The sequence below is a fragment of the Micromonospora sp. NPDC049662 genome, from assembly GCF_040675055.1.
Classification (GTDB): Bacteria; Actinomycetota; Actinomycetes; order Mycobacteriales; family Micromonosporaceae; genus Micromonospora.
This window is the reverse complement of the sequence record NZ_JBFAOC010000048.1, coordinates 14,738-36,266: the sequence shown is the minus strand read 5'-3', so window position 1 is coordinate 36,266 and position 21,529 is coordinate 14,738. Positions and strand designations below refer to the sequence as shown.

Annotated in this window: 16 protein-coding genes; 7 read left to right on the top strand and 9 right to left on the bottom strand. The window is 72.5% G+C overall.

What is annotated here, in order from left to right; translation table 11 throughout:
* Positions 1 to 21: 21 nt before the first annotated feature.
* Positions 22 to 849 (bottom strand): hypothetical protein, encoded by an 828-nt coding sequence (locus tag AB0J36_RS26795; protein ID WP_357170337.1) that lies wholly within the window; start codon positions 847 to 849, stop codon positions 22 to 24.
* Between the two features lie 230 nt (positions 850 to 1,079).
* On the opposite strand from AB0J36_RS26795, the gene AB0J36_RS26790 reads away from it, so the two are divergent.
* From AB0J36_RS26790 to AB0J36_RS26780, 3 genes are all read left to right on the top strand, one after another.
* Positions 1,080 to 1,286: a hypothetical protein gene (locus AB0J36_RS26790; RefSeq protein ID WP_355052696.1), complete on the top strand. Its 207-nt coding sequence runs from the start codon at positions 1,080 to 1,082 to the stop codon at positions 1,284 to 1,286.
* A 404-nt stretch (positions 1,287 to 1,690) separates the two neighbouring features.
* Complete coding sequence (locus tag AB0J36_RS26785) at positions 1,691 to 7,153, top strand: carboxyl transferase domain-containing protein (protein ID WP_363661243.1); 5,463 nt, start codon at positions 1,691 to 1,693, stop codon at positions 7,151 to 7,153.
* Positions 7,154 to 7,454: 301 nt separating this feature from the next.
* Positions 7,455 to 8,648: an endo-1,4-beta-xylanase gene (locus AB0J36_RS26780; RefSeq protein ID WP_357394210.1), complete on the top strand. Its 1,194-nt coding sequence runs from the start codon at positions 7,455 to 7,457 to the stop codon at positions 8,646 to 8,648.
* Positions 8,649 to 8,693: 45 nt separating this feature from the next.
* On the opposite strand, the gene AB0J36_RS26775 is transcribed toward AB0J36_RS26780, so the two are convergent.
* On the bottom strand, positions 8,694 to 9,023 hold the full coding sequence (locus AB0J36_RS26775) for an NIPSNAP family protein (protein WP_357119165.1): 330 nt from the start codon (positions 9,021 to 9,023) through the stop codon (positions 8,694 to 8,696).
* An 83-nt stretch (positions 9,024 to 9,106) separates the two neighbouring features.
* Here AB0J36_RS26775 and AB0J36_RS26770 point away from each other — a divergent pair, with 83 nt between their 5' ends.
* On the top strand, positions 9,107 to 10,036 hold the full coding sequence (locus AB0J36_RS26770; protein WP_357394208.1) for an endonuclease/exonuclease/phosphatase family protein: 930 nt from the start codon (positions 9,107 to 9,109) through the stop codon (positions 10,034 to 10,036).
* Here the strand turns inward: AB0J36_RS26770 and AB0J36_RS26765 are convergent.
* A complete protein-coding gene (locus AB0J36_RS26765; protein WP_357394206.1) occupies positions 9,997 to 12,060 on the bottom strand; it encodes a hypothetical protein in 2,064 nt (687 codons plus the stop codon). The genes AB0J36_RS26770 and AB0J36_RS26765 overlap by 40 nt on opposite strands.
* Positions 12,057 to 13,847: an HSP90 family protein gene (locus AB0J36_RS26760; RefSeq protein ID WP_357394204.1), complete on the bottom strand. Its 1,791-nt coding sequence runs from the start codon at positions 13,845 to 13,847 to the stop codon at positions 12,057 to 12,059. Before AB0J36_RS26760 ends, AB0J36_RS26765 begins: the two co-directional genes overlap by 4 nt.
* Before the next feature lie 123 nt (positions 13,848 to 13,970).
* On the opposite strand from AB0J36_RS26760, the gene AB0J36_RS26755 reads away from it, so the two are divergent.
* From AB0J36_RS26755 to AB0J36_RS26745, 3 genes are read left to right on the top strand one after another with little or no spacing between them, the layout of a single operon-like run.
* The gene (locus tag AB0J36_RS26755) at positions 13,971 to 14,363 is read left to right on the top strand and encodes a hypothetical protein (RefSeq protein WP_357119177.1); all 393 of its coding nucleotides are present in this window, start codon (positions 13,971 to 13,973) and stop codon (positions 14,361 to 14,363) included.
* A gap of 1 nt (position 14,364) precedes the next feature.
* On the top strand, positions 14,365 to 16,794 hold the full coding sequence (locus AB0J36_RS26750; protein ID WP_363661242.1) for a DUF4132 domain-containing protein: 2,430 nt from the start codon (positions 14,365 to 14,367) through the stop codon (positions 16,792 to 16,794).
* On the top strand, positions 16,794 to 17,027 hold the full coding sequence (locus AB0J36_RS26745; protein WP_357394200.1) for a winged helix-turn-helix domain-containing protein: 234 nt from the start codon (positions 16,794 to 16,796) through the stop codon (positions 17,025 to 17,027). Before AB0J36_RS26750 ends, AB0J36_RS26745 begins: the two co-directional genes overlap by 1 nt.
* Positions 17,028 to 17,041: 14 nt before the next feature.
* Here AB0J36_RS26745 and AB0J36_RS26740 read toward each other — a convergent pair whose 3' ends face one another.
* The 5 genes from AB0J36_RS26740 to AB0J36_RS26720 all read right to left on the bottom strand — a co-directional run bounded on the left by AB0J36_RS26740 (position 17,042) and on the right by AB0J36_RS26720 (position 21,527).
* The gene (locus AB0J36_RS26740; RefSeq protein WP_357394198.1) at positions 17,042 to 18,025 is read right to left on the bottom strand and encodes a zinc-dependent alcohol dehydrogenase family protein; all 984 of its coding nucleotides are present in this window, start codon (positions 18,023 to 18,025) and stop codon (positions 17,042 to 17,044) included.
* Between the two features lie 49 nt (positions 18,026 to 18,074).
* Positions 18,075 to 18,650 (bottom strand): TetR/AcrR family transcriptional regulator, encoded by a 576-nt coding sequence (locus AB0J36_RS26735; protein WP_357119189.1) that lies wholly within the window; start codon positions 18,648 to 18,650, stop codon positions 18,075 to 18,077.
* A gap of 83 nt (positions 18,651 to 18,733) precedes the next feature.
* The gene (locus tag AB0J36_RS26730) at positions 18,734 to 19,348 is read right to left on the bottom strand and encodes an LUD domain-containing protein (protein ID WP_357119192.1); all 615 of its coding nucleotides are present in this window, start codon (positions 19,346 to 19,348) and stop codon (positions 18,734 to 18,736) included.
* Positions 19,330 to 20,751 (bottom strand): LutB/LldF family L-lactate oxidation iron-sulfur protein, encoded by a 1,422-nt coding sequence (locus tag AB0J36_RS26725; RefSeq protein ID WP_363661248.1) that lies wholly within the window; start codon positions 20,749 to 20,751, stop codon positions 19,330 to 19,332. The genes AB0J36_RS26730 and AB0J36_RS26725 overlap by 19 nt, the downstream gene beginning before the upstream one ends.
* Before the next feature lie 20 nt (positions 20,752 to 20,771).
* A complete protein-coding gene (locus AB0J36_RS26720; protein WP_357394196.1) occupies positions 20,772 to 21,527 on the bottom strand; it encodes a (Fe-S)-binding protein in 756 nt (251 codons plus the stop codon).
* Positions 21,528 to 21,529: the final 2 nt, after the last annotated feature.

The following is a 21,529-nucleotide window of genomic DNA, read 5'->3' as shown; positions in this document are numbered from 1 at the left end:
CAGCCGCCGGCCGGCGGGCGGTCACACCAGCGCGCCCGCGTACCCCCGGGCCTGTAGCCGCTGCCCGGCGGTGTTGCCGAGGCGCACCTGGAGGCCCAGCGGCACGGCGGCCCGGCGGACGTCGTCCACGTGCAGCGAGCCGTGCCGGTCCACGGTCAGCACCGGCGGCTCCTCCAGCTCGCCGACCGGCGCGTGGAAGGAGAGCAGGGTCACCGAGGTGGTGAGGTAGCCCGGGTAGGCAGCGCGGGCCACCGCCTCGTCCGGGTGGGCGAGCACCACCAGGTCGCGCAGGTGAGCGAAGTCGGCCGCGAGCGCGCCGGCCTTCCAGTGGGCCGGCTCGTCGGCGGCGCCGGTGTGGTGCCGGGACCGGTTCGCCGACGTGATGTAGAGGTGGTCGGTGCCGGTCTCGGCGAGCGCCCGCTCGAAGAACGTGTTGGACGGACAGGTGAGGCCGGGAGCGATGACCTGGGCGGTCCGCAGTCCGCAGTCGACCTGGGTGAGGTGGTCGGGCAACCGGTCGGCGGCCGGACCCCGGAAGCCGAACGGCCCGGCACCGTAGAGGGCGTCCATCAGGGCCCGCACCCGGCCGACCGGCAACCGGGGTGAGATGCGGGACCAGTCGAACATCCCCGGGATACGTCCGATCGCGGTGGTGATGCTGCCGACCTGGTCGACGGCCCGACCCTTGGCCAGGTTCACCCGACGGACGGTGGCCGGGTCCGGGCGGGCGACGAGGGCGTAGACGTTGGCGAACGCCACCGCGACGACCGCGCCTCCGGCGAGCGCGCGGGCAGCGACCGCGACGTCGTGGGGGCGGTCGACGTAGAGCGATGGTGTCGGGACGTCCATGGGTCCTCCTCGGCGGGCCGTGAGGCAGTTCTACGTCCGATGCCCCGCGCGGCGGCCGGGTCGGTCGGCGATCCGATAGCCGCGCGCGGAGACCTCGTGCGGGCGGCCGATGCCGGCATCGGCCGGACGGACGATGCGGCGGGGGTACGACGCGTCCACCGTTAGCGGCGCGACCCGATTGGGTACAACGCGTGCACCTCAGCTCCACCACATTCCTTCAGGAGGCAGCGATGCGCGGCACCTCGATACTCGGAGTCATCGTCGTTATCTGGCTGGTGATCGGCGCGGTCGCCGCCGGCCAGCGGGGCTACTACAGCGGCGACGACACCAACTGCGCCGAGGCGGGCACGATCCTGGTCACGATCGTGGCCGGACCGTTGAACTACATCGGGGCCAATCCCAAGATCGACTGCAAGCTGCCCGAGCCGTCCAAGTAGGACGAAGGCGGTTCGCCCGGCCCGCGCCCGCGTAGGGCGCGGGCCGTTTTCCGTCCCAGGGTCGGGCGGGCGGTCGGCGGTCGGCGGTCGGCGGTCGGCGGTCGGCGGTCGGCGGTCGGCGGTCGGCGGTCGGCGGTCGGGTGATGGTGAGGGCGGTGCCCAGGGCGGGCGCAATGGGGCGAAGGAGCCGAAAGGTGATGTCGGGGCGTTCATCGCGAAGAGGGGACATCTATCCGGCACCCGGCCGCTGACAGCCAAAAAGTTTTGTGGGGTCTCTACAACTCAGCGGCGGTTGGTTCGGCCGTTGCACCATGGCGCCGTCCGCTCCGAGCCGGAAAAGTGATCACTGCCGGGAGCCGTCGTGTCTCGGCACGTACAGATGGTCTACCAAAGGGGTCAGTCGGGTGTTCAACCGCGTCGCCATCGTCAACCGTGGTGAGGCCGCCATGCGGCTCATCCACGCGGTCCGGGAGCTGGCCGCGGAGACGGGCAGCCGGATCGAGACGGTCGCCCTCCACACCGACGTCGACCGCACGGCCACCTTCGTGCGCGAGGCCGACATCGCCTACGACCTCGGGCCCGCGTCGGCGCGCCCGTACCTGAACCTCGCGACGCTCGAGCGCGCCCTGACCGAGACCGGTGCCGACGCCGCGTGGGTCGGCTGGGGCTTCGTCGCCGAGGATCCCGCCTTCGCCGAGCTGTGCGAGAAGATCGGGATCACCTTCGTCGGACCGAGCCCGGAGGCCATGCGCCAGCTCGGCGACAAGATCGGCGCGAAGCTGATCGCCGAGCAGGTCGGCGTGCCGGTCGCGCCGTGGAGCCGCGGCGCCGTCGAGAGCCTGGAGGCCGCGACGGCGGCAGCGGCCGAGATCGGCTACCCGCTGATGCTCAAGGCGACGGCCGGCGGCGGCGGGCGCGGCATCCGCGTGGTCACCAGCGACGCCGAACTCGCCGACGCGTACGAGCGCACCAGCCAGGAGGCGGCGCGGGCGTTCGGCAGCGGCATCGTGTTCCTGGAGCGCCTGGTCACCGGTGCCCGGCACGTCGAGGTCCAGGTGATCGCCGACGGTCAGGGCACCGCGTGGGCGCTGGGCGTGCGGGACTGCTCGGTGCAGCGGCGCAACCAGAAGGTCATCGAGGAGTCGGCCTCGCCGGTGCTCGACAAGGCGCAGGCCGCCGAGCTGAAGACGTCGGCGGAGCGGCTCGCCGTGGCGGTCGGCTACCGGGGCGCGGCGACCGTCGAGTTCCTCTACCACCCCGGCGACCGGCTGTTCGCGTTCCTGGAGGTCAACACCCGCCTGCAGGTCGAGCACCCGATCACCGAGCTGACCACCGGATTCGACCTGGTCAAGGCGCAGCTGCACGTCGCGTCGGGCGGCCGGCTCGTGGGTGACCCGCCGGTGGAGCGCGGGCACGCCATCGAGGCCCGACTCAACGCCGAGGACCCCGACCGTGACTTCGCGCCGTCGCCGGGGCGGATCGCGCGGCTCGACCTGCCCGCCGGGCCGGGCATCCGGGTGGACACCGGCGTCAGCGAGGGCGACACCATCCCGGCCGACTTCGACTCGATGATCGCGAAGATCATCGCGTACGGGCGGAACCGGGACGAGGCGCTGGGCAAGCTACGGCGGGCGATGGCCGACACCACCGTCATCATCGACGGTGGCGCGACGAACAAGAGCTTCGTGCTCGACCTGCTCGACCAGCCGGAGGTCATCGACGCCAGCGCCGACACCGGCTGGATCGACCGGGTCCGGGGCGAGGGCCGGCTCGTCACGCACCGGCACTCCGCGGTCGCGCTGGCCGCCGCCGCGATCGAGTCGTACGAGGAGGAGGAGCACGCCGAGCGGCAGCGGCTCCTGTCGACCGCCGCCGGTGGGCGTCCGCAGGTGCAGCACGCCAGCGGCCGACCGCTGGACCTCAAGCTGCGCGGCGTCACCTACCGGCTGCGGGTGGCCCGGATCGGCGCGCACCGGTTCCGTGTCGGCATCGAGGCGGGCGGCGACGTCCGCACGGCCGACGTCGAGCTGGACCGCTTCGACCGGCACACCGGCCAGATCGCCGTCAACGGCATCCGGTACCGGCTGCTCACCGGCACGCACGGCCCGACCCACCTCGTCGAGGTGGACGGCGTGACGCACCGGGTCAGCCGCGACGAGGGCGGCGTCCTGCGCTCCCCCATGCCCGCGCTCGTCGTCGCCACCCCGCTGGAGGTGGGCGCCGAGGTCGAGGCGGGCGCGCCGGTGCTGGTGCTGGAGGCCATGAAGATGGAGACGGTGCTGCGCGCGCCGTTCCGGGCCCGACTCAAGGAGTGCGCCGTCTCGGTGGGCAGCCAGGTGGAGGCCGGTGCGCCGCTGCTGCGGCTGGAGCCGGTCGCCGACGAGGCCGCCGACACCGTGGCCGCCCCGAGCGGCCCCACCGTCGAGCTGGACCTGCCCGCCGCCGACGCCGGCCTGTCGGCGTACGAGCGCAGCCGGCGCGGTCAGGAGGACCTGCGCGGCCTGCTGCTCGGCTTCGACGTCGACCCGCACGACGACCGGCGGGTGCTCGACGACTATCTCGTCGTACGCCGGTTGGCGGCCGAGGACGGGCACCGGCCGCTGGCCGCCGAGCTGGACCTCGTCGACGCGTTCGCCGACCTGGCCGAGCTGAGCCGCAACCGGCCGACCGGCGAGGACGGCGGCGCGCACGCGCGCAGCGACCGGGAGTACCTGCACACCTACCTGCAGAGCCTCGACGTGGAGCGGGCCGGTCTGCCGGACGCCTTCCAGGCCAAGCTCGCCAAGGCGCTCAGCCACTACGGCGTGACCGACCTGGAGCGCTCCCCCGGCCTGGAAGCCGCGGTGTTCCGGATCTTCCTGGCCCAGCAGCGCGCGTCCGTCGACGCCACCGTCGTGGCGTCGCTGCTGCGGGAGTGGCTGCGCGAGACGCCGCCGGACGAGTCGCTGCGCGAGCCCGCCGGTCTGGCGTTGGAGCGGCTGGTGGCCGCGACGCAGGTCCGCTTCCCCGCGATCGCCGACCTGGCCCGGGGCGTGGTGTTCGCCTGGTTCGCGCAGCCGCTGCTGCGCCGCAACCGCGCCCGCGTCTACGCGCAGGTACGGGCCCACCTGCGACACCTGGACGCCCACCCGGATTCGCCCGACCGCGCCGAGCGCGTCGCCGAGATGGTCCGCAGCACCGAGCCACTGGTCCGACTGCTGGGCCAGCGCCTCGTGCGGCACCACCTGGACAACACGGTCATGCTGGAGGTGCTCACCCGCCGCTACTACGGCAACAAGGCGCTCAACCGGGTGCGGACCCGCGAGGTCGCCGACTGCTCCTTCGTGGTCGCCGAGCGCGCGGACTCCACCGTGGTCTCCGCGGCCGTCCGCTTCGACGGGCTGGGCGACGCGCTGCGCGGGCTCGCCGAGCTGGCCGGCGCCGAGGATTCCGTCGACGCCGACATCTACCTCGGCTGGGAGAACCAGCCGGAGGACTTCGACGCGATGGCCGCCGCGCTGCGCGACGTGCTCGCCGCCCATCCGTTGCCGGCGCGGGTCCGTCGGCTCACCGCCACCGTCGCGGGTCGCGGCGGGGCGGTCATGCACCACCACTTCACCTTCCGCCCGTCGGACGCCGGGATGGTCGAGGACCGGCTGATCCGCGGTCTGCACCCGTACATCGCGCAGCGGATGCAGTTGGAGCGGCTGCACAAGTTCGACCTGACCCGGCTGCCGTCGTCGGACGAGGAGGTCTACCTCTTCCAGTGCGTGGCGCGGGAGAACCCGGCCGACGAGCGCCTGGTGGCGTTCGCCCAGGTGCGTGACCTGACCGAGCTGCGCGAGCAGGACGGCCGGCTGGTGGCGCTGCCCACCGCCGAGGACGCGGTGGCGGCCTGCCTCGACTCGATCCGCCGGGCCCAGTCGCGCCGGCCGTCGAAGACGCGCTTCACCACCAACCGGATCGTCGTCTACGTGTGGCCGCCGAGCGAGCTGACCCGCGAGGAGATGGAGATGATCGCCGGGCGGGTGCGCCCGACGACGGTGGGCGCCGGCCTGGAGGAGATCCTGTTCATCGCGCGTCAGCGCGACCGCCGCACCGGCGAGCTGACCAAGATCGCCGTACGGATCTCGTTCGACGCCCAGGGCGGCGCGGAGCTGACCGTCGGCGAGCCGCCGGCCGAGCCCGTCGAGCCGCTCGACGAGTACCGGCTGAAGGTGCTGCGGGCCAGCAGCCGCAACACGGTGTACCCGTACGAGCTGACCGGTCGGCTCGGTGAGTTCGTCGAGCACGACCTCGACGACGCGCACGTGCTGGTGCCGGTGGACCGGCCCAAGGGGCGCAACCGCGCCGCCATCGTCGCCGGTGTCGTCACCGCGCCCACCGAGCGACACCCGCAGGGCGTGACCCGGGTCGTGCTGCTCGGCGACCCGACGAAGTCGTTGGGCGCGCTGTCCGAGCCGGAGTGCCGGCGGGTGATCGCCGCCCTGGACCTGGCGGAGCGGATGCGGGTGCCGCTGGAGTGGTGGGCGCTGTCGGCCGGGGCCAGGATCTCGATGACCTCGGGTACCGAGAACATGGACTGGGTGGCGGCGGCGCTCAAGCGCATCGTCGAGTTCACCCAGGCCGGCGGTGAGATCAACATCGTGGTCGCGGGCATCAACGTGGGCGCGCAGCCGTACTGGAACGCCGAGGCCACGATGCTCATGCACACCAAGGGTGTCCTGGTGATGACCCCGGACTCGGCGATGGTGCTCACCGGCAAGCAGTCGTTGGACTTCTCCGGCGGCGTCTCCGCCGAGGACAACTTCGGCATCGGCGGGTACGACCGGGTGATGGGTCCGAACGGGCAGGCGCAGTACTGGGCGCCGAACCTGACCGCCGCGCGGGACGTGCTGATGGCCCACTACGACCACACGTACGTCGCGCCCGGCGAGGACGCGCCGCGTCGCGCGACCACCACCGACCCGGTGGACCGGGACATCTCGGAGTTCCCGCACGACGTGGCGGGCAGCCCGTTCCGTACGGTCGGCGAGATCTTCTCCGCCGAGGCCAACCCGGACCGCAAGAAGCCGTTCGACATCCGGACGGTGCTGCGGGCCATCGCCGACCAGGACCGCCCGGTGCTGGAGCGGTGGGCGGGCATGGCCGACGCCGACACGGCGGTCGTGCAGGACGCCCACCTGGGCGGCATCCCGGTGTGCCTGCTCGGTATCGAGTCCCGGTCGGTGCCGCGTCGGGGGTTCCCGCCCACCGACGGCCCGGACACCTACACGGCGGGCACGCTCTTCCCCCGCTCGTCGAAGAAGGCCGCGCGGGCCATCAACGCGGCCAGCGGCAACCGGCCGCTGGTCGTGCTGGCCAACCTGTCGGGCTTCGACGGCTCGCCCGAGTCGATGCGCAAGCTGCAACTGGAGTACGGCGCGGAGATCGGCCGGGCGATCGTCAACTTCCAGGGCCCGATCGTGTTCTGCGTGATCTCGCGGTACCACGGCGGCGCGTTCGTGGTGTTCTCGAAGGCGCTGAACCCGAGCATGACGGTGCTCGCGTTGGAAGGGTCGTTCGCCTCGGTGCTCGGTGGCGCTCCCGCCGCCGCGGTGGTGTTCTCCGCCGACGTCAACGCCCGGACGGCCGCCGACGAGCGGGTACGCGCCCTGGAGGCCCGTGTCGCCGCCGCGTCCGGCACCGAGCGCGCCGCGTTGACGGCCGAGCTCGACGAGCTGCGGTCCTCGGTGCGGGCGGAGAAGCTCGGCGAGGTGGCTACCGAGTTCGACCGGGTGCACAACATCCAACGGGCCGTCGAGGTCGGCTCGGTGGACGCCGTCATCCGCGCCGCGGAGCTGCGTCCGCGCGTCATCGAGGCGATCGAGGCGCGGCTGAACGCTTGATCCGCCGCCGGTCCCGCTGAGTGGGGACGGCGCCGACCCATCCGGGTCGGTGCCGTCCCCGCTGTCGTTGACGCCCTGCCGCTCGGCGCAGCGGCGAAACTTTCATCCGATGACTATCCACAGTCGCGCAGCTCACCCGACTATTTTCCGGAAGTTTTCAGAGTTGACGGGGCCCATCGACGGCCATAATGTTTCGAACGAGTTTCCGGTCCTTCGAAGCCACTCCCCGCGCCCTTTCATCCCGGGCCGCACCCTTCCTTCAAAGATCGACACTTGTCGATCATTATCGAGAGGTAGGCAGATGAAGCCAAGACGGTGGATCAGCGCCGGCGTCGTCGCCGTCGCGACCGCTGCGGCGTTGAACGCGGTTCCGGCCACCGCGAGCCGGCCGTACGACCCGACCAGCCAGACGCTCGCGGCCCTCGGCCAGCGCCACGGCCTGAAGATCGGCACCGCGGTCAACGCAGAGGCCCTCAACGACGCCAACGACCCGCGCTACCGCCAGCTCGCCGCCTCAGAGTTCTCCTCGGTCACCGCCGAGAACGCGATGAAGTGGGAGAGCCTGGAGCCCACCCGGGGCACCTACGACTGGACGGCCGCCGACCAGCTCATCCAGTTCGCCCAGCGCAACCACCAGAGCGTCCGGGGCCACGTGCTGGTCTGGCACAACCAACTGCCCGCCTGGCTCACCAGCGGCGTCGCCGACGGCACCATCAGCAAGCAGGAGCTGCGCGAGCTGCTGCGCAAGCACATCACCACCGTCGTCGACCACTTCAAGGGCAAGATCTGGCAGTGGGACGTCGTCAACGAGGCGGTCAGCGACCCCTGGGACACCCCGTCGACGCTGCACTACAAGGGTTTCTGGGCGCAGAACCTGGGCCCGGACTACATCGCCGACGCGTTCCGCTGGGCCCGCGCCGCCGACCCGAAGGCGCTGCTGTTCTACAACGACTACAACATCGAGGCGTTCGGCTCGGGCAACCCGGCCGACGACAAGACGCAGTTCGTCTACGACATGGCCAAGGGCCTACGCGCCAAGGGCGTCCCGATCGACGGCGTCGGCTCGCAGGGCCACCTGGGCACCCAGTACGGCAACTTCGACACCCTGCAGGTGACCGCCGCCCTGAAGCGCTTCTCCGCGCTCGGCCTGGCCACCGCGTTCACCGAGGTCGACGTCCGGAGCCAGCTGACCGAGGGCGTCCGGGCCGGCAACTCCGAGGAGATCAATCCCCGGTTGCAGGCGTCGGCCGCCAACTTCAGCGTGCTGATGAAGGCGTGCCTCGCCGTACGCGACTGCCTGTCGTACACCGTCTGGGGTTTCAGCGACAAGTACTCGTGGGTGCCGGACTGGTTCAACGACCCGCCCGAGGGCCTGGCCACCATCTACGACGAGAACTACCAGCCCAAACGGGCGTACCAGGAGCTGAAGTCGGATCTGATCTTCGCCGGCCCGCCGTACGTCCTGCCGCGCGTCGCGCCCCGGCCGCACCGCTGAACCGGCACGGGTCGTGCGGGGTCCACCCTCCCCGCACGGCCCGTGTCAGCGGGCCACCGTCATGTCGTCATCGGGCAGGAGCGGACGCATGAACGTCCGCTCGTAGCGCACCACGCAACCCGACTCGTCACGGATCGCCTCGGCCGCGACGAACTCCGGGTCCTGGCCGAACCGTGCGCGGTACCGCTCGTACGCCGCGAGGCTGTCGAAGCTGAACAACGCCTCGGCCCGGTCGCTGGCGCCCTCGGCGGGCAGAAAGTAGCCGTGGTGCACGCCGCCGTGCCGGGCCACGAGCCGCATCCACGCGCGGGCGAACCGTTCGAACGCCTCGATCTGCGCGGGGTCGATGGTGTAGTGCACGACGCAGGTGATCATCGGTCCACCATAGAGCTCCGGGCGGCCGGCAGTAGGATCGCGGACACCTCGGCGAAGAGTGCCGCCCTGCTGCCGGAGTCCGCATGTCCGACGATCCGCCCGGCGACACCGACCGCCGCCGGGGCACGACCGTCCCTGGTCGGCGCGCGAACGGCCCGTTCCGCGCGATTCGCCGGGCCCTCGCCGTCGGCTGTCTCGTCGTCGTCGCCGCTGTGCCGGCCCGGCCCGTCCCCGCCTCCCCCGGGCCCACGACCCTGTGGGTGGCGCAGATGAACCTGTGCGACAGCGGTCGCGCCGCCTGCTACGCCGGCCGGGCGGTGCCCAGGGCCGCCGAACTGATCAGGACCGAGCGGCCCGATCTGGTCACCCTCAACGAGATCTGCCAGGACGACGTGCCCACGCTGGAGGCGGTGTTCGCGACGGTCCACGGCCGCGCGAGAGTCACGTCCGCCTTCCAGGCTGCCGGCGACCGGCCCAGCGGCGCCGACACCCGGTGCCGCAACGGCCGGGCGTACGGCATCGGTCTGCTGGCCCGACTGCCGACGACGGTCAGCCGGTACACGGTGCACGGTGGGATCCACCCGGCGCAGGACCTCGCCGACCCCGAGGAACGACCCTGGCTGTGCGTGCACGTCGAGGGCGGGTTCAACGCCTGCACCACCCACCTGGCGGCCACCAGCCGCAGCGTCGCGCTCACCCAGTGCGGCCACCTGATCGACGGGATCCTGCCCGCCATCGCCCGCAGCGCCGGGTACGCCCCAACGGTGCTGAGCGGCGATTTCAACCTGCGCCCCGGCGACGTCGGGTCCTGCGTGCCGCCCGGTCATCCCCGCGTCGGTGACGGGGCGGTGCAGCACATCGTGGCCAGCGACGACATCAGCATGTGCTGCGCCCGGTCGGTGGACCTGGACGGGGCGACCGATCACCCCGCCCTGTTGGCCACCCTCGTCGTCGGCTGCGCCCGCCCGGCCCGTCAGTCCTCGTCGTCGTCCGGTTCGAGGTCCTGCTCGTAGTAGTCGAGGTCCTCCTCGTCCATGTCCTGCGCGGCCAGCGTCTTCTCGGCCTCGTCGGCGCGACCCTGCGCCCGCAGCGCGAGGGTCAGCACCGCGGTGGCCTCGTAGCCGTACTCGTCGGGGTCCTCGGCCAGCACCTCCCGGGCCTCCGCCTCGGCGCGGGCCGGCTCGCCGAGGCGCAACCGCAACCGTGCCCGGTGCAGCCGGGCCGAGCGACGACCGTCCGCCAGCTCGTCGCCGTCGAACAGGGTGACGGCCCTGTCGAGCCGGTCGAGCGCCTCGCCGGTACGGCCGGCGCGGTCCAGCAACTGCGCGGCGGCCACCTGGTCCCGGCCCGACAGCTCGGCGGAGGTGGGCCGCGCTGCCGCGCCGAGGGCGTCGACGCGCGCCAGCACCGCCCAGGCGACGTCGTCCGGCGGCCGGTTGGCGAGCCGGCCCAGCGCCTTGCGCAGCACCCGCAGCTCGGCGTCGGCGTCACCGTTGGCCCGGTGCCGGTCGGCGGCCGTGACCAGGTGCGTGAACCCCTCCGTACCGTGGAGCAGGTCGGCGGCGTCCTCCAGGACAGCCGCCAGCGGCGGCAGCCCGTCGGGCAGCTCCCCGGCCCGGATCAGCTCGGCCAGCACCACCCGCGCGGCATCGCGGTGGTGGTAGCCCCGGCGGTACAGCTCCCACAGCAGGTGGCGGCAGCGCAGCGCGTCGTCGCGCAGACCGACCCGGTCGAGGCTGCGGACCGCCTCCTCGGCGGCCTCGATCGCGTCCTCCTGCCGGCCCGCGTTGCGCAGGGTGTGCGCCACGTCGAGCCGGGTCCGCGCGGCGCCGGCCTGGTCGCCGGCCGCGGTGAGCGCGGCGACCCGTTCGACGAGCGCGGCCAGCGCCGGGTCGGCTGCCCGCTCGGACGTGGTGACCCGCCCGGCGAGGACGGTGAGCGGCACGTGCCGCGCCACCGGCGTCGCCGCCATCCGCGCCTCGACCCGCTCGCTCTGGTGCCGGTTGCCGTTGCGGACGTCGAACCGGGCGGCGATCGCGCGGGCCTGCGCGGCCACCTCGTCGTGGACCTCGGCGACCGTCGCCTCCCAGCGGCGGGTGCCGTCGTCCGAGCGGCGGGACACCACCAGGTCGGCGTGGCCCGCCGCGCGCAGCCGGCCGAGCACCAGCGCGGCGGACGCGGCGAACTCCATCGCCGCGTACGGCGACGAGGGGCGCTCCAGCCAGCTCAGGTGCCGCTCCACCAGCTCCAGGCCCCGCGCCTCGTTGCCGGTCAGCCCGCAGAACAGCACGTGCTGGGCGAGGTTGTCGAGGTGGTGACGGTCGTCGCGGATGCGGCGGTAGCCGTCCCGGTGGGCCTCGACGGCCTCGTCGTAACGGCCCGTCCGCAGGTACGGCGTGAGCAGCTCGCTGAGCATCCACTGTGGCTGTTCGGTGCAGCCGCCGCGCTTGTACGGCTCCCCGATGGTGATGGCCTCGTCGAACCTGCCGAGCGACGTGAGGTGCCGGACCTGCCCCGACGGAACACACGCCTGGCAGTCCGACATCGAGTCGCGCTTGGCGGTGGCCATCCGGTCGTACGCCTCCTGGGCGGCATCCATGTCCCCCACGTGGTGCGCCACGAGCCAGCGGTGCTGGTGGACCGCGTGCAGGCTGTGCCCGGCGAGCCGGTAGCGGCGCTGCATGTCGTCAAGCACCGCCCTGGTGCGCTCCAGCGGGATGTCCGGGAACTGGGGCAGCGCCCAGACGATCCACTTGAAGTCCCACAGCAACGTGCGGGTGTGGTAGGCCTCGACCACCTCGGGCTGCCGGTCGGCCGTCGCCAGGCACCAGGAGAAGGCGAGGAACGCCCGGGTCGGGTCGCCGCCGTGGTGGAAGTCGCTGATGGCGTTCATCCGGGCCGAGAAGGCGAACGGCACGTCGCCGGCCGCGTCCGCGTGCCGGAAGACCGCGTCCAGCGCGGCGAAGCGGGCCGGACCACGTGGCAGCGCGTACGCCTGCGCCAGGCGGTCCCGCAGCTCCTGCTCGGAGGTGGTCATCGGGTTCCCTCCATGGCGCGGGCGAGCAGACCGAGGAACGACTGGTTCAACGCGGCCGTGTCGGCGGGCCGCAGCGGCTGGTGGCCCAGCAGCAGCGCCTGCACGTACAGGCCCTCGATCGCCAGCGTCGTCAGCTCGTCGTCGCCGGCGGCGATGGCCTGCCGGACGAGGGGGTTGCGGTGGTTGAACACGAGCTGCGGTCGCTCGTCGCGGCCCTGCGTGAAGGTGCCGAGGATCGACGACCACAGTTCGTCGGCCTGCTCCTGCCCCTGACGCAGGTCCACCGCCAGGGCGGTGTCGCCGTCGAGCAGGTGCAGCGCCGGCATGCTGGCCGGTTCGAAGGCACGCACCAGCACCTGCACGCCGAGCCGGTCGAGGGTCCGCTGCGCCAGGACGAGGAAGGGCCGCACGGCCAGCTCGACGTCCGGGTCGAGCGGTTCCAGCCGGGTCGCCAGGTCACTCGCCGTGAGGATCTCGGTGACGACGCCGCTGTCCACGTCGGGCAGCCGACGCAGCAACTCGGCGTCGTACACGTAGCCCGCGTTGACCACGGCGATCCCCTGGGCGGCGGCGACCGCGGCGAGCTGCCGGAACTCGTCCACCGACGGCGTGTACCGCACCACGCCGTGCCGATCCCGGAACTCGGCGAGCGTCAGTGGGCCCATGTTCGTCTCGAACGGCCACCACTGCTCGACCAGGCGCAGCATCTCGTCGTCGTGCACCGCCAGGGCCTTGACGCCCAGGTGGTGCACCCGCAGGAAGGCCTGGAGGCGACGCGGGTCGGTGCGTCCGAGCCGGGTCATCCAGCCGCGCAGGGTGTCGCCCAGCGCGTCGCGGACCTCGTCGAGCAGCGCGTCCTCGTAGAGCGCCTCCCGACTCGCGGTCGGGCGCAACTCGGTGGTGTCGACCACGCACCGGACGAAGAAGGCCCACTCCGGCAGCAGCCGTTCGATGTCCTCGGAGAGGAGCATCTGTTTGAGGTAGACCCGGTGGGCCACCCGCGACGTCGGGTTGGCCGGCATGGGCAGCACGAACGCCACCCCGCGCAGGCCCGCCGCGGGAACCGCCAGGTCGATCACGTCGAAGGGCGGAAAACCGAAGACCTCCTGGGCGTACGCGTCGAGACGCTCCCGCCGTGCCGCCGCCGGCTCGGCCGGGTCGTTCTCCCAGGGGGCGAGGCCGGTGGTGATGGCCTCGTGCTCGACGTGGACGTCGATCGGCAGCAGCGACCCGTACAGCGCGGCGATCTCGACGACGGTGTCCCTGCGCAGCCAGTGCTCGGCGCCGCGCCGGGGCACCAGGGTCACCGTGGTGCCCTGCGCGGGGCGTTCCCGCTCGGCCGGGGCGATGTGCAGCTCGTAGCGCCCGTCGCCGTAGCCGATCCACTCGACGGTCGGCGAGTCGGCCGCACGGGTGGACACCCGGATCTCGTCGGCGACCAGGAAGCAGGAGAGCAGCCCGATGCCGAACTGGCCGAGGAACTCGTGTCGGGCGAATCCCAGCTCGTCCCGCTTGGAGCTGCGGCCGATCGTGGCGAGCAGTTCGTGCACCTGCGCCTCGGTCAGACCGACGCCGGTGTCCTCGACGCGCAGCGTGCCGTCCCCGGTGGACTCCGGTGGGTAGATCCGGATCGAGCCCGGCGCGCCGGGCTCGCCCGCCCGACGGGCGGTGATCGCGTCGACGGCGTTCTGCATCAGCTCGCGGACGTAGACGCGTGGGCTGGCGTACAGGTGGTGACTGAGCAGGTCGACGATGCCGCGCAGGTCGACGTGGAAGGTGTAGCTCACAACCGCCCTCTCCCGTGATCCGATCGGCTGCACCCTAGCGGCTGGCCCGACGCGCTGGGGGCGCGTTTTCGTCGGACGGTCGTGCCATGCTGCCGCTCACCTTCAGGGCGAGGAGCGCAACGCATGGTCACGGTGATGGTTCGGGACGAGACGGCGACCGGCAGAGCCGTCGACAGTTGGCCGTTGACGGGCCTGCCGGAGCGCATCTCCGCGCGGGAGTTGGTCCGGCTGCGGGTCCGCGAGGAGGTGGCGCGGTTCAACGCCGCGCGGCCGCGGCACTTCCGGGGCCTGGTGCAGCCGACCGACACGGAGGCCACCCTGAACGGCTACCGGGTCGCCCCGGGCCGGCGACTCGACTGGGAGGCGCAGGCGGACCGGGCCTGTGCCGCGTTCTCCCACAACGGTTTCCTGCTGCTGGTCGGCGACCACCAGGTCGACGACCTCGACGAGGAGATCGACCTGCGATCCGACCTCGACGTGGCGTTCGTCCGGCTCGTCGCGCTGGTGGGCGGCTGACATGGGTGACTGGACGGCACTGCTCCCCCACCTGAGCGACGCGGACCGGCGGCAGGTGGAGACCGGTCTCGCCGAGGCCGACGAACGGATCCGCGCGGTGCTGCGCATCGCCAGCACCTACTACTGGGGATCCTCGGTGACGAACGTGCCCGAGTGGTCCACGGTGGAGTCGTGGTCGGCCGGGGAGCGCCGCCGCGCTGCCCTGGCCCTGCACCGGGAGTCGGCGTCCGGGATGAGCGGGGTGATGCCCGATCTCGCCACCGAGGATGTCCCCTTCACGCGGGCGGACCTGCTGTGGTGCCTGGACGTGGTCGCTCGCCGAGGCGGCGTCGACGACGGCACCGACCTGGAACTACCCGCCCTGATCGCGCCGCGCCTGACGGCCGCCGAGCTGGCCGACCTGGTGCCGGCGCTGTCCGCCCTGAACAGCGAGCTGCTCGACGACTACTTCGTCACGGCGGCGACCCGACGGCGTACCGTCACGCTGCTCGGCCAGGCCATCGACCGCGCCACCGGCAGCCGCCTGCCGGCGTGGTTGCTGCACCACGGGGACAGCTTCGGGCCCGCCGTCCGCGCCGACCTGGACGCCGACCTCGCCGCACCCGGCGTGCCGGAGCTGCTGGAGCACTGCGCCGCGTTGGAGAAACCGGCGGCGACCGCGAAGTGGCTGCGTCGCCTCGACGAACTGCTCGTGGCCGCGCACGGCGGCCGGCAGGTCGTCCGCCGGCTCCTCGAGGCGTTCGCCGCCCACGGGCGGAGCGTGCACGACGACACGGACCGCCTCCTGCGCGGGCTGGTCTGGGCGCTGTCCCGCGAGCGCGACGAGCGGGCGACGGAGCTGCTGGCCCGGGCCACCACGAGCGCGGCGTCCGCGCCACGCCAGGCCGCCGGATTCCCGTACGCCTCGCGGACCGCCATCGCGGCGGTACGGCTGCTGGCCGACCGGGACGGTGACGTGCCGCTGCGCACGCTGGCCCGCCTCGCGGTGACGGTCCGCAACAAGGCCGTACGGAGCCGGGTCCAGAGCGCGCTGACCCAGCTCGGGGCCCGGCGTGGCTGGTCGCTCAGCGAGGTCATGGAACTGGCCGTCGACGACCACGGGCTCGGACCGGACGGGCGGCTGCGCAGGACGGTCGGCCCGTACGAGGCGACGGTCGAGATCGTGGGCGAACGGGCGCGCCTGGTCTTCGCCCGCGACGGGGTCGACATGAAGGGCGTTCCGGCCCAGGTGAAGCAGTCCCACGAGGACGACCTCGCCGAGCTGCGGGGCCTGGTCAAGCGGATCGGCGCGACGCTGGTCAGCGAACGTCAGCGGGTCGAGGGGCTGCTGTCCGAGGAGCGCGTCTGGTCGTACCCCGACTGGTCGTCGCGCTTGCTCGACCACCCGGTGACCGCGACCTACGGGCGGCGTCTGCTGTGGGAGACCAGCGCCGACGGCCGGCGCTGGACGGCCGGTCTGCCCCGGCGCAACGGCGACGGGTGGGCGATCGTCGATCGGGACGGCCACGCCCTCGCCCAGGGATCGGTCCGGTTGTGGCATCCGGCCCGCGCGGACACGGCCGAGGTGCTGGCCTGGCGCGCGCACCTGGTCGCCGCCGGCCTGACGCAGCCGTTCAAACAGGCGTTCCGCGAGGTCTACCTGCGCACGCCGGCGGAGGAGAAGACGGAGACCTACTCGAACCGCTTCGCCGCGCACATCCTGCGCTACCGGCAGGCCAACGCCCTGCTGCGCGCCCGCGGCTGGCAGGCGGGCTACCTGGGCACGTGGGACGGCGGGTACGACAGCGAGGCCACCAAGGTCTTCGGCGGCGGCGCGTGGCAAGCGTCCTTCCACCACGCGCTCGTCGACGACCCGCACGAGCGCCGCCACGACGTCGAGTACTGCTCGACCGACCAGGTGCGCTTCGCCCGGCACGACGGCAAGACGTGGCAACCCGCGCGGATCATCGACGTGCCACCGCTGGTGTTCACCGAGGCCATGCGCGACGTGGACCTGTTCGTCGGCGTCACCTCGATCGCCACCGACCCGCAGTGGGCCGACCGTGGTGAGGACCGCTTCTCCGTCTACTGGCACCGGACAGCGGTGGCCGAGCTGACTCCGTCCGCGCAGGTACGTCGGGACGCGCTCGCCCGGCTGCTGCCCCGGATGGCCATCGCGGACCGGGTGGACCTCACGGAGCGGTACCTGCGGGTGCGGGGCAACCTGCGCGCGTACCGCATCCACCTCGGGTCGGGCAACATCATGATGGAGCCCGATGACAGGTACCTCTGCATCGTCGCCGCGCGCACCCAGACCGGTCGCCTGCACCTGCCGTTCGACGACGACCCCATGCTCGCCACGATCCTGTCCAAGGCGATCATGCTGGCCGCCGACGACCGCATCACCGACCCCACCGTCCTGAGCCAACTCCGACCCACGGTGAGCGGTTGATGCCGACCGAGCGAGTGGACTACCGGCGCATAGCGAACGAGATAGCAGGAAGGATCAAGTCCGGCGAGCTTGCGCCGGGCGAGAAGCTACCGTCCACGCGGGAACTGGCCGGACAGCACGGCGTGCACATCTCCCCGATCAACCGGGTCACGACGATCCTGAAGGATCGCGGGTTGGTCGAGGGACATCCCGGTAAGGGTCTCTACGTGGCTGAAGCGGAGCAATCCGATTAACAGGCCCCGCCTGCTCAGGGCACGTCGATGACGATCTTGCCGGTGCTGGCGCCGGCTTCCACGAGAGCGTGGGCGTCCGCGACGGTGTCCAGCGTGAACCGTCGGGGGTCGACGATCGGCCGCAGCGCGCCCGCGTCGCCGAGGGCGCTGGCCTCGCGCAGGATCTCGCCGTGCGCGTCGCGCCCCTGACCGGTCAGCAGTGGCAGCAGGGTGAAGACGCCGGAGTAGGTGGCACCCCGGAACGACAACGGTGCCAGGCTGTGCGTACCCCAACCGAGCGCGCTCACCACGCGGCCGGTGTAGGTGCGCACGGCGGTGAAGGACTTGTCCAGGGTGGCGCCGCCGACGGTGTCGAAGACGACGTCGAAGCCCTCGCCGCCGGTGTGCGCGGCCACGTAGTCCGCGACCTCGGTGGCGTTGTAGTCGATCGGCGTCGCGCCGAGCCGTGCGATGGTCTCCAGGTTCCGGGGTGAACCGGTGGCGAAGACCTCCGCGCCCCGGGCGCGGGCGATCTGGATGGCGGCCTGTCCGACGCCACCCGCGCCGCCGTGCACCAGGACCCGCTGGCCGGCGCGCACCTGCGCTCGGTGCACCAGCGCCTCCCAACTGGTGATGACGGCCAGCGGCAGCGCCGCCGCCTCGCGCAGGCTCCATGCCTTCGCGGTGCGGGCCAGCAGCCGGGCGTCGACGGCCGCGTACTCGGCGAGCGACCCCTGAACATCACCGACTCCGCCGGTGAGGCCGTACACCTCGTCACCCTCGGCGAAGCCGACGACACCCGGCCCGACCTCCGCCACGACTCCGGCCAGGTCCAGGCCGAGGACGACGGGCGGATGGTTCCGGGCGTGCGGCGCCTTCCCCTCCCGGATCTTGGCGTCCAGGGGGTTGACGCCACTGGCCGCGATTCGGACGAGCACCTGCCCCGCGCCGGGGACCGGCGTGTCGACCTCCTCGACGACGAGCGGGCCGCCGAACTCGTTGAGCACTACCGCGCGCATGGCGCTACCTCACCCTTTCCACTGCTGATGAGCACATTGTTGGTCTTTGTCATGTCGTCTGGTGAGCGACCAGCGACCGGGCGGCGTTCTTCGCCTCGTGCACGACCACCCGGTCCTGCAGGAGGCGACCCGAGGCCAACGCGCCGTCGATCAGGAGCCCGATCTGGCGGGCGAGGCCGGCCGGATCGCTCGCACCGGCCTGCCTGGTCAACTCGGTGAGCCACGTCTGGCGCCGCTCGGTGTGCCGGATGGTGATGGCGCGGGCTTCCGAGTCCAACGATGCCTCCACGGCAGCGCTGACGAAGGGGCATCCGAAAAAGCCGTGTCGGTCGAACGCGTCCAGGAGGGCGTCGAAGAGACCGACGAGCTGGTCCGCCGGCCGAGCGCCGGCGCGCTCGGCGGCCCGCTGCAACTGCGCCATCCACGAGTCGTCGGTGCGGCGCAGGTAGGCGGCCACAAGGTCGTTCTTGGTACGGAAGTGGACGTACAGGGTCGACTTGGCCACCCCGCTCTCGGCGATGACCTGCTCGATGCCGACACCCCGCAGTCCGTGGGCGTAGAACAGCTCGGCGGCGGTGTTGAGGATCCGCTCCTCGGTGGTGGTCTTCCTGATCTTCGTAGCCATGACCCCTCCCTTAATCGAACAGACTAGTCCGTTCGATTAAGGGAGCCCACATGAGTGCCGTCACACACCGTGACAGTCGTGGGTCAGGGCAACAGGAGGACGTGCAGGCGACGCGGGCCGTGCACGCCCTCGACGCGGATCAGCTCGATGTCGCTGGTCGCCGACGGCCCGCTGATCCAGGTCAGCGGGCGCTGCGGCGTCAGCCGGGCCAGGGCCTCGGGAACGGTGGCCACCACCTGGTCGGCGCGGACCACGCAGATGTGCAGGTCCGGCAGGAGGCTGAGCACGCGGCGTCCCTGGTCGGGCGAGCCGTCGAGGACCACCGTCCCGGTCTCGGCGATCGCGACCGCAGCGGCGGTGACGACCCCGTCCGCCGCGCCGATCCGCGCGTGGTCGAGGCCGTCGTCGGGCAGCGCGGTCACCGTCGCCGGCAGCCAGGCGGGGGCCAGACCCGGGGGTACGACGACCGTGCCGCCCGCCGGCAGAATGTCGGCGATCGTGTCGGCGACGGCGGCCTCGGGAATCCGGTGTACGTGGGCCCGGTAGTCGGTCAGCCGCTGCGCCAACTGGTCGAGGTCCGCGTCGGCGGCCCGCCGGTAGTCGCGCGGCACCGGCACCGGATCGGCGGGACTGCCGGCGAGCGCGGCACGCAGCCGGCCGAGGACGAGGTCGCGGGACGTCACCGATCGGCCCACCATTCGCGGAACGTCTGCTCCGGCGGGTCGGGCAGGTCGCGGCTGGCGGTCCAGCCGTTCAGCGGCGGGGGCAGGCCCCGACCCCGCCGACCGGCGAGCCGGCTCAGCCGGGCCGCGCGCTGCCCGGCCGCGTACAACCGGGGTCGGTCCATCGTGTACGCGGCGGCGGCCATCGCGATCGACTCGGCCGTGGGTCGCTGCCGCGCCTCGACGGCCTCGGCGCGCAGGTGCACCAGCAACTCCGGGATGTTGATCTTCACCGGGCAGGCGTCGTAGCAGGCGCCGCAGAGCGTCGACGCGTACGGCAGGGAAGCATTGTCCTCGATGCCGGTGAGCTGGGGAGACAGCACCGCCCCGATGGGCCCGGGATACACCGATCCGTACGCGTGCCCGCCCGCGCGCTCGTACACCGGGCACACGTTGAGGCACGCCGAGCAGCGGATGCACCGCAGCGCCTGCCGACCCAGCTCGTCGGCGAGCACCGCGCTGCGCCCGTTGTCCAGCAGGACCAGGTGAAACGCCTGCGGCCCGTCGCCGGGGGTGACGCCCGTCCACATCGAGGTGTACGGGTTCATCCGCTCCCCCGTCGACGCGCGCGGCAGGAGTTGGAGGAAAACCTCCAGATCGCGCCAGGTGGGCACCACCTTCTCCACGCCCATGACGGTGATGAGGGTTTCCGGCAGGGTGAGGCACATCCGGCCGTTGCCCTCGGACTCCACCACGGCGAGGGTGCCGGTCTCGGCGACGGCGAAGTTCGCGCCGGACACCGCCACCGGCGTACTCAGGAAGGTCTGGCGCAGGAACCGGCGCGCGGCGGCTGCCAGGGCGGTCGGGTCGTCGGTGAGCGCGGGGTCGACGCCGGGCATCTCGCGCAGGAAGATCTCACGGATCTCGGCGCGGTTGCGGTGGATCGCGGGTACCAGGATGTGGCTCGGCCGGTCATCGCCGAGCTGCACGATCAGCTCCGCGAGGTCGGTCTCGACGGCGGTGATCCCGGCCGCCTCCAGGGCCTCGTTGAGGCCGATCTCCTGGGTCGCCATCGACTTGACCTTGATGACGCGGTCCGCGCCGGCCGCCTGGACGAGGTCGGTGACGATGCGGTTGGCCTCGATCGCGTCCGTCGCCCAGTGCACCACACCGCCGGCCGCCGCGACCTTCGTCTCGAGCTGTTCCAGCAGCTCGGGAAGGCGGTGCAGGGTGTCGGTCTTGATGGCCGCGCCGGCCGCGCGCAACTGCTCCCAGTCGGCCTGCTCGGCGATCACTGACCCGGACTTGGTCCGGATCGTCGTCGTCGCGTGCCGCAGGTTCCGCCGCAGTTGCGGGTCGGCCAGGCTGCGCCGCGCTGCGGTCGGGAACGACTCGTCGCCGCGCAGGTGCCCCACGCCGGGCGGCGCGGTCGCCGGCATGCCGAGGAACGTGCGGCGGGTCACGACCGGGCCGCCGCTGCGCCGCTGGTCTCCGTCGACGCCAGGATCTCGGCGAGGTGCACGGTACGCACCCCGGTGCGCAGCCGGGACAGTCCACCGCCGATGTGCATGAGGCAGGACACGTCACCGGCGGCGCACACGTCGGCGCCAGTGTCCAGCACGTGGCGCATCTTGTCCGCCAGCATGGCCGTGGACGTCTCCGGGTTCTTCACGGCGAACGTGCCACCGAAGCCGCAGCACTGCTCCGCCGCCGGCAACTCGACCAGGTCGAGGCCGCGCACCTCGCGCAGCAGCTGTCGCGGCCGGTCGCCCACCCGCAGCATCCGCAGCGAGTGGCAGGTCGGGTGGTAGGTGACCCGGCGCGGGTAGTACGCGCCGACGTCGGTCACGCCGAGCACGTCCACGAGCAGCTCCGACAACTCGTACGTCCGCGCGGCCACCGACTCGGCCCGGTCGGCCAGGCCCTCGTCGCCCGCCTGCCGGGCCACCATCGCGTGCTGGTGCCGGACCGACCCGACGCAGGAGCCCGACGGCGCGACGATCACGTCGTACGGATCGAAGGTACGCACGTGGCGGCGGACCAGCGGCACGGCCTCGCGCCGGTAGCCGGTGTTGACGTGCATCTGCCCGCAGCAGGTCTGCTCGGTCGGGAAGACGACCTCGTGGCCGAGCCGTTCCAGCAGCCGTACGGTCGCCGTGGCCGCCTGCGGGAACATGGTGTCGGCCAGGCAGGTCACGAAGAGCGCGATCCGCACGG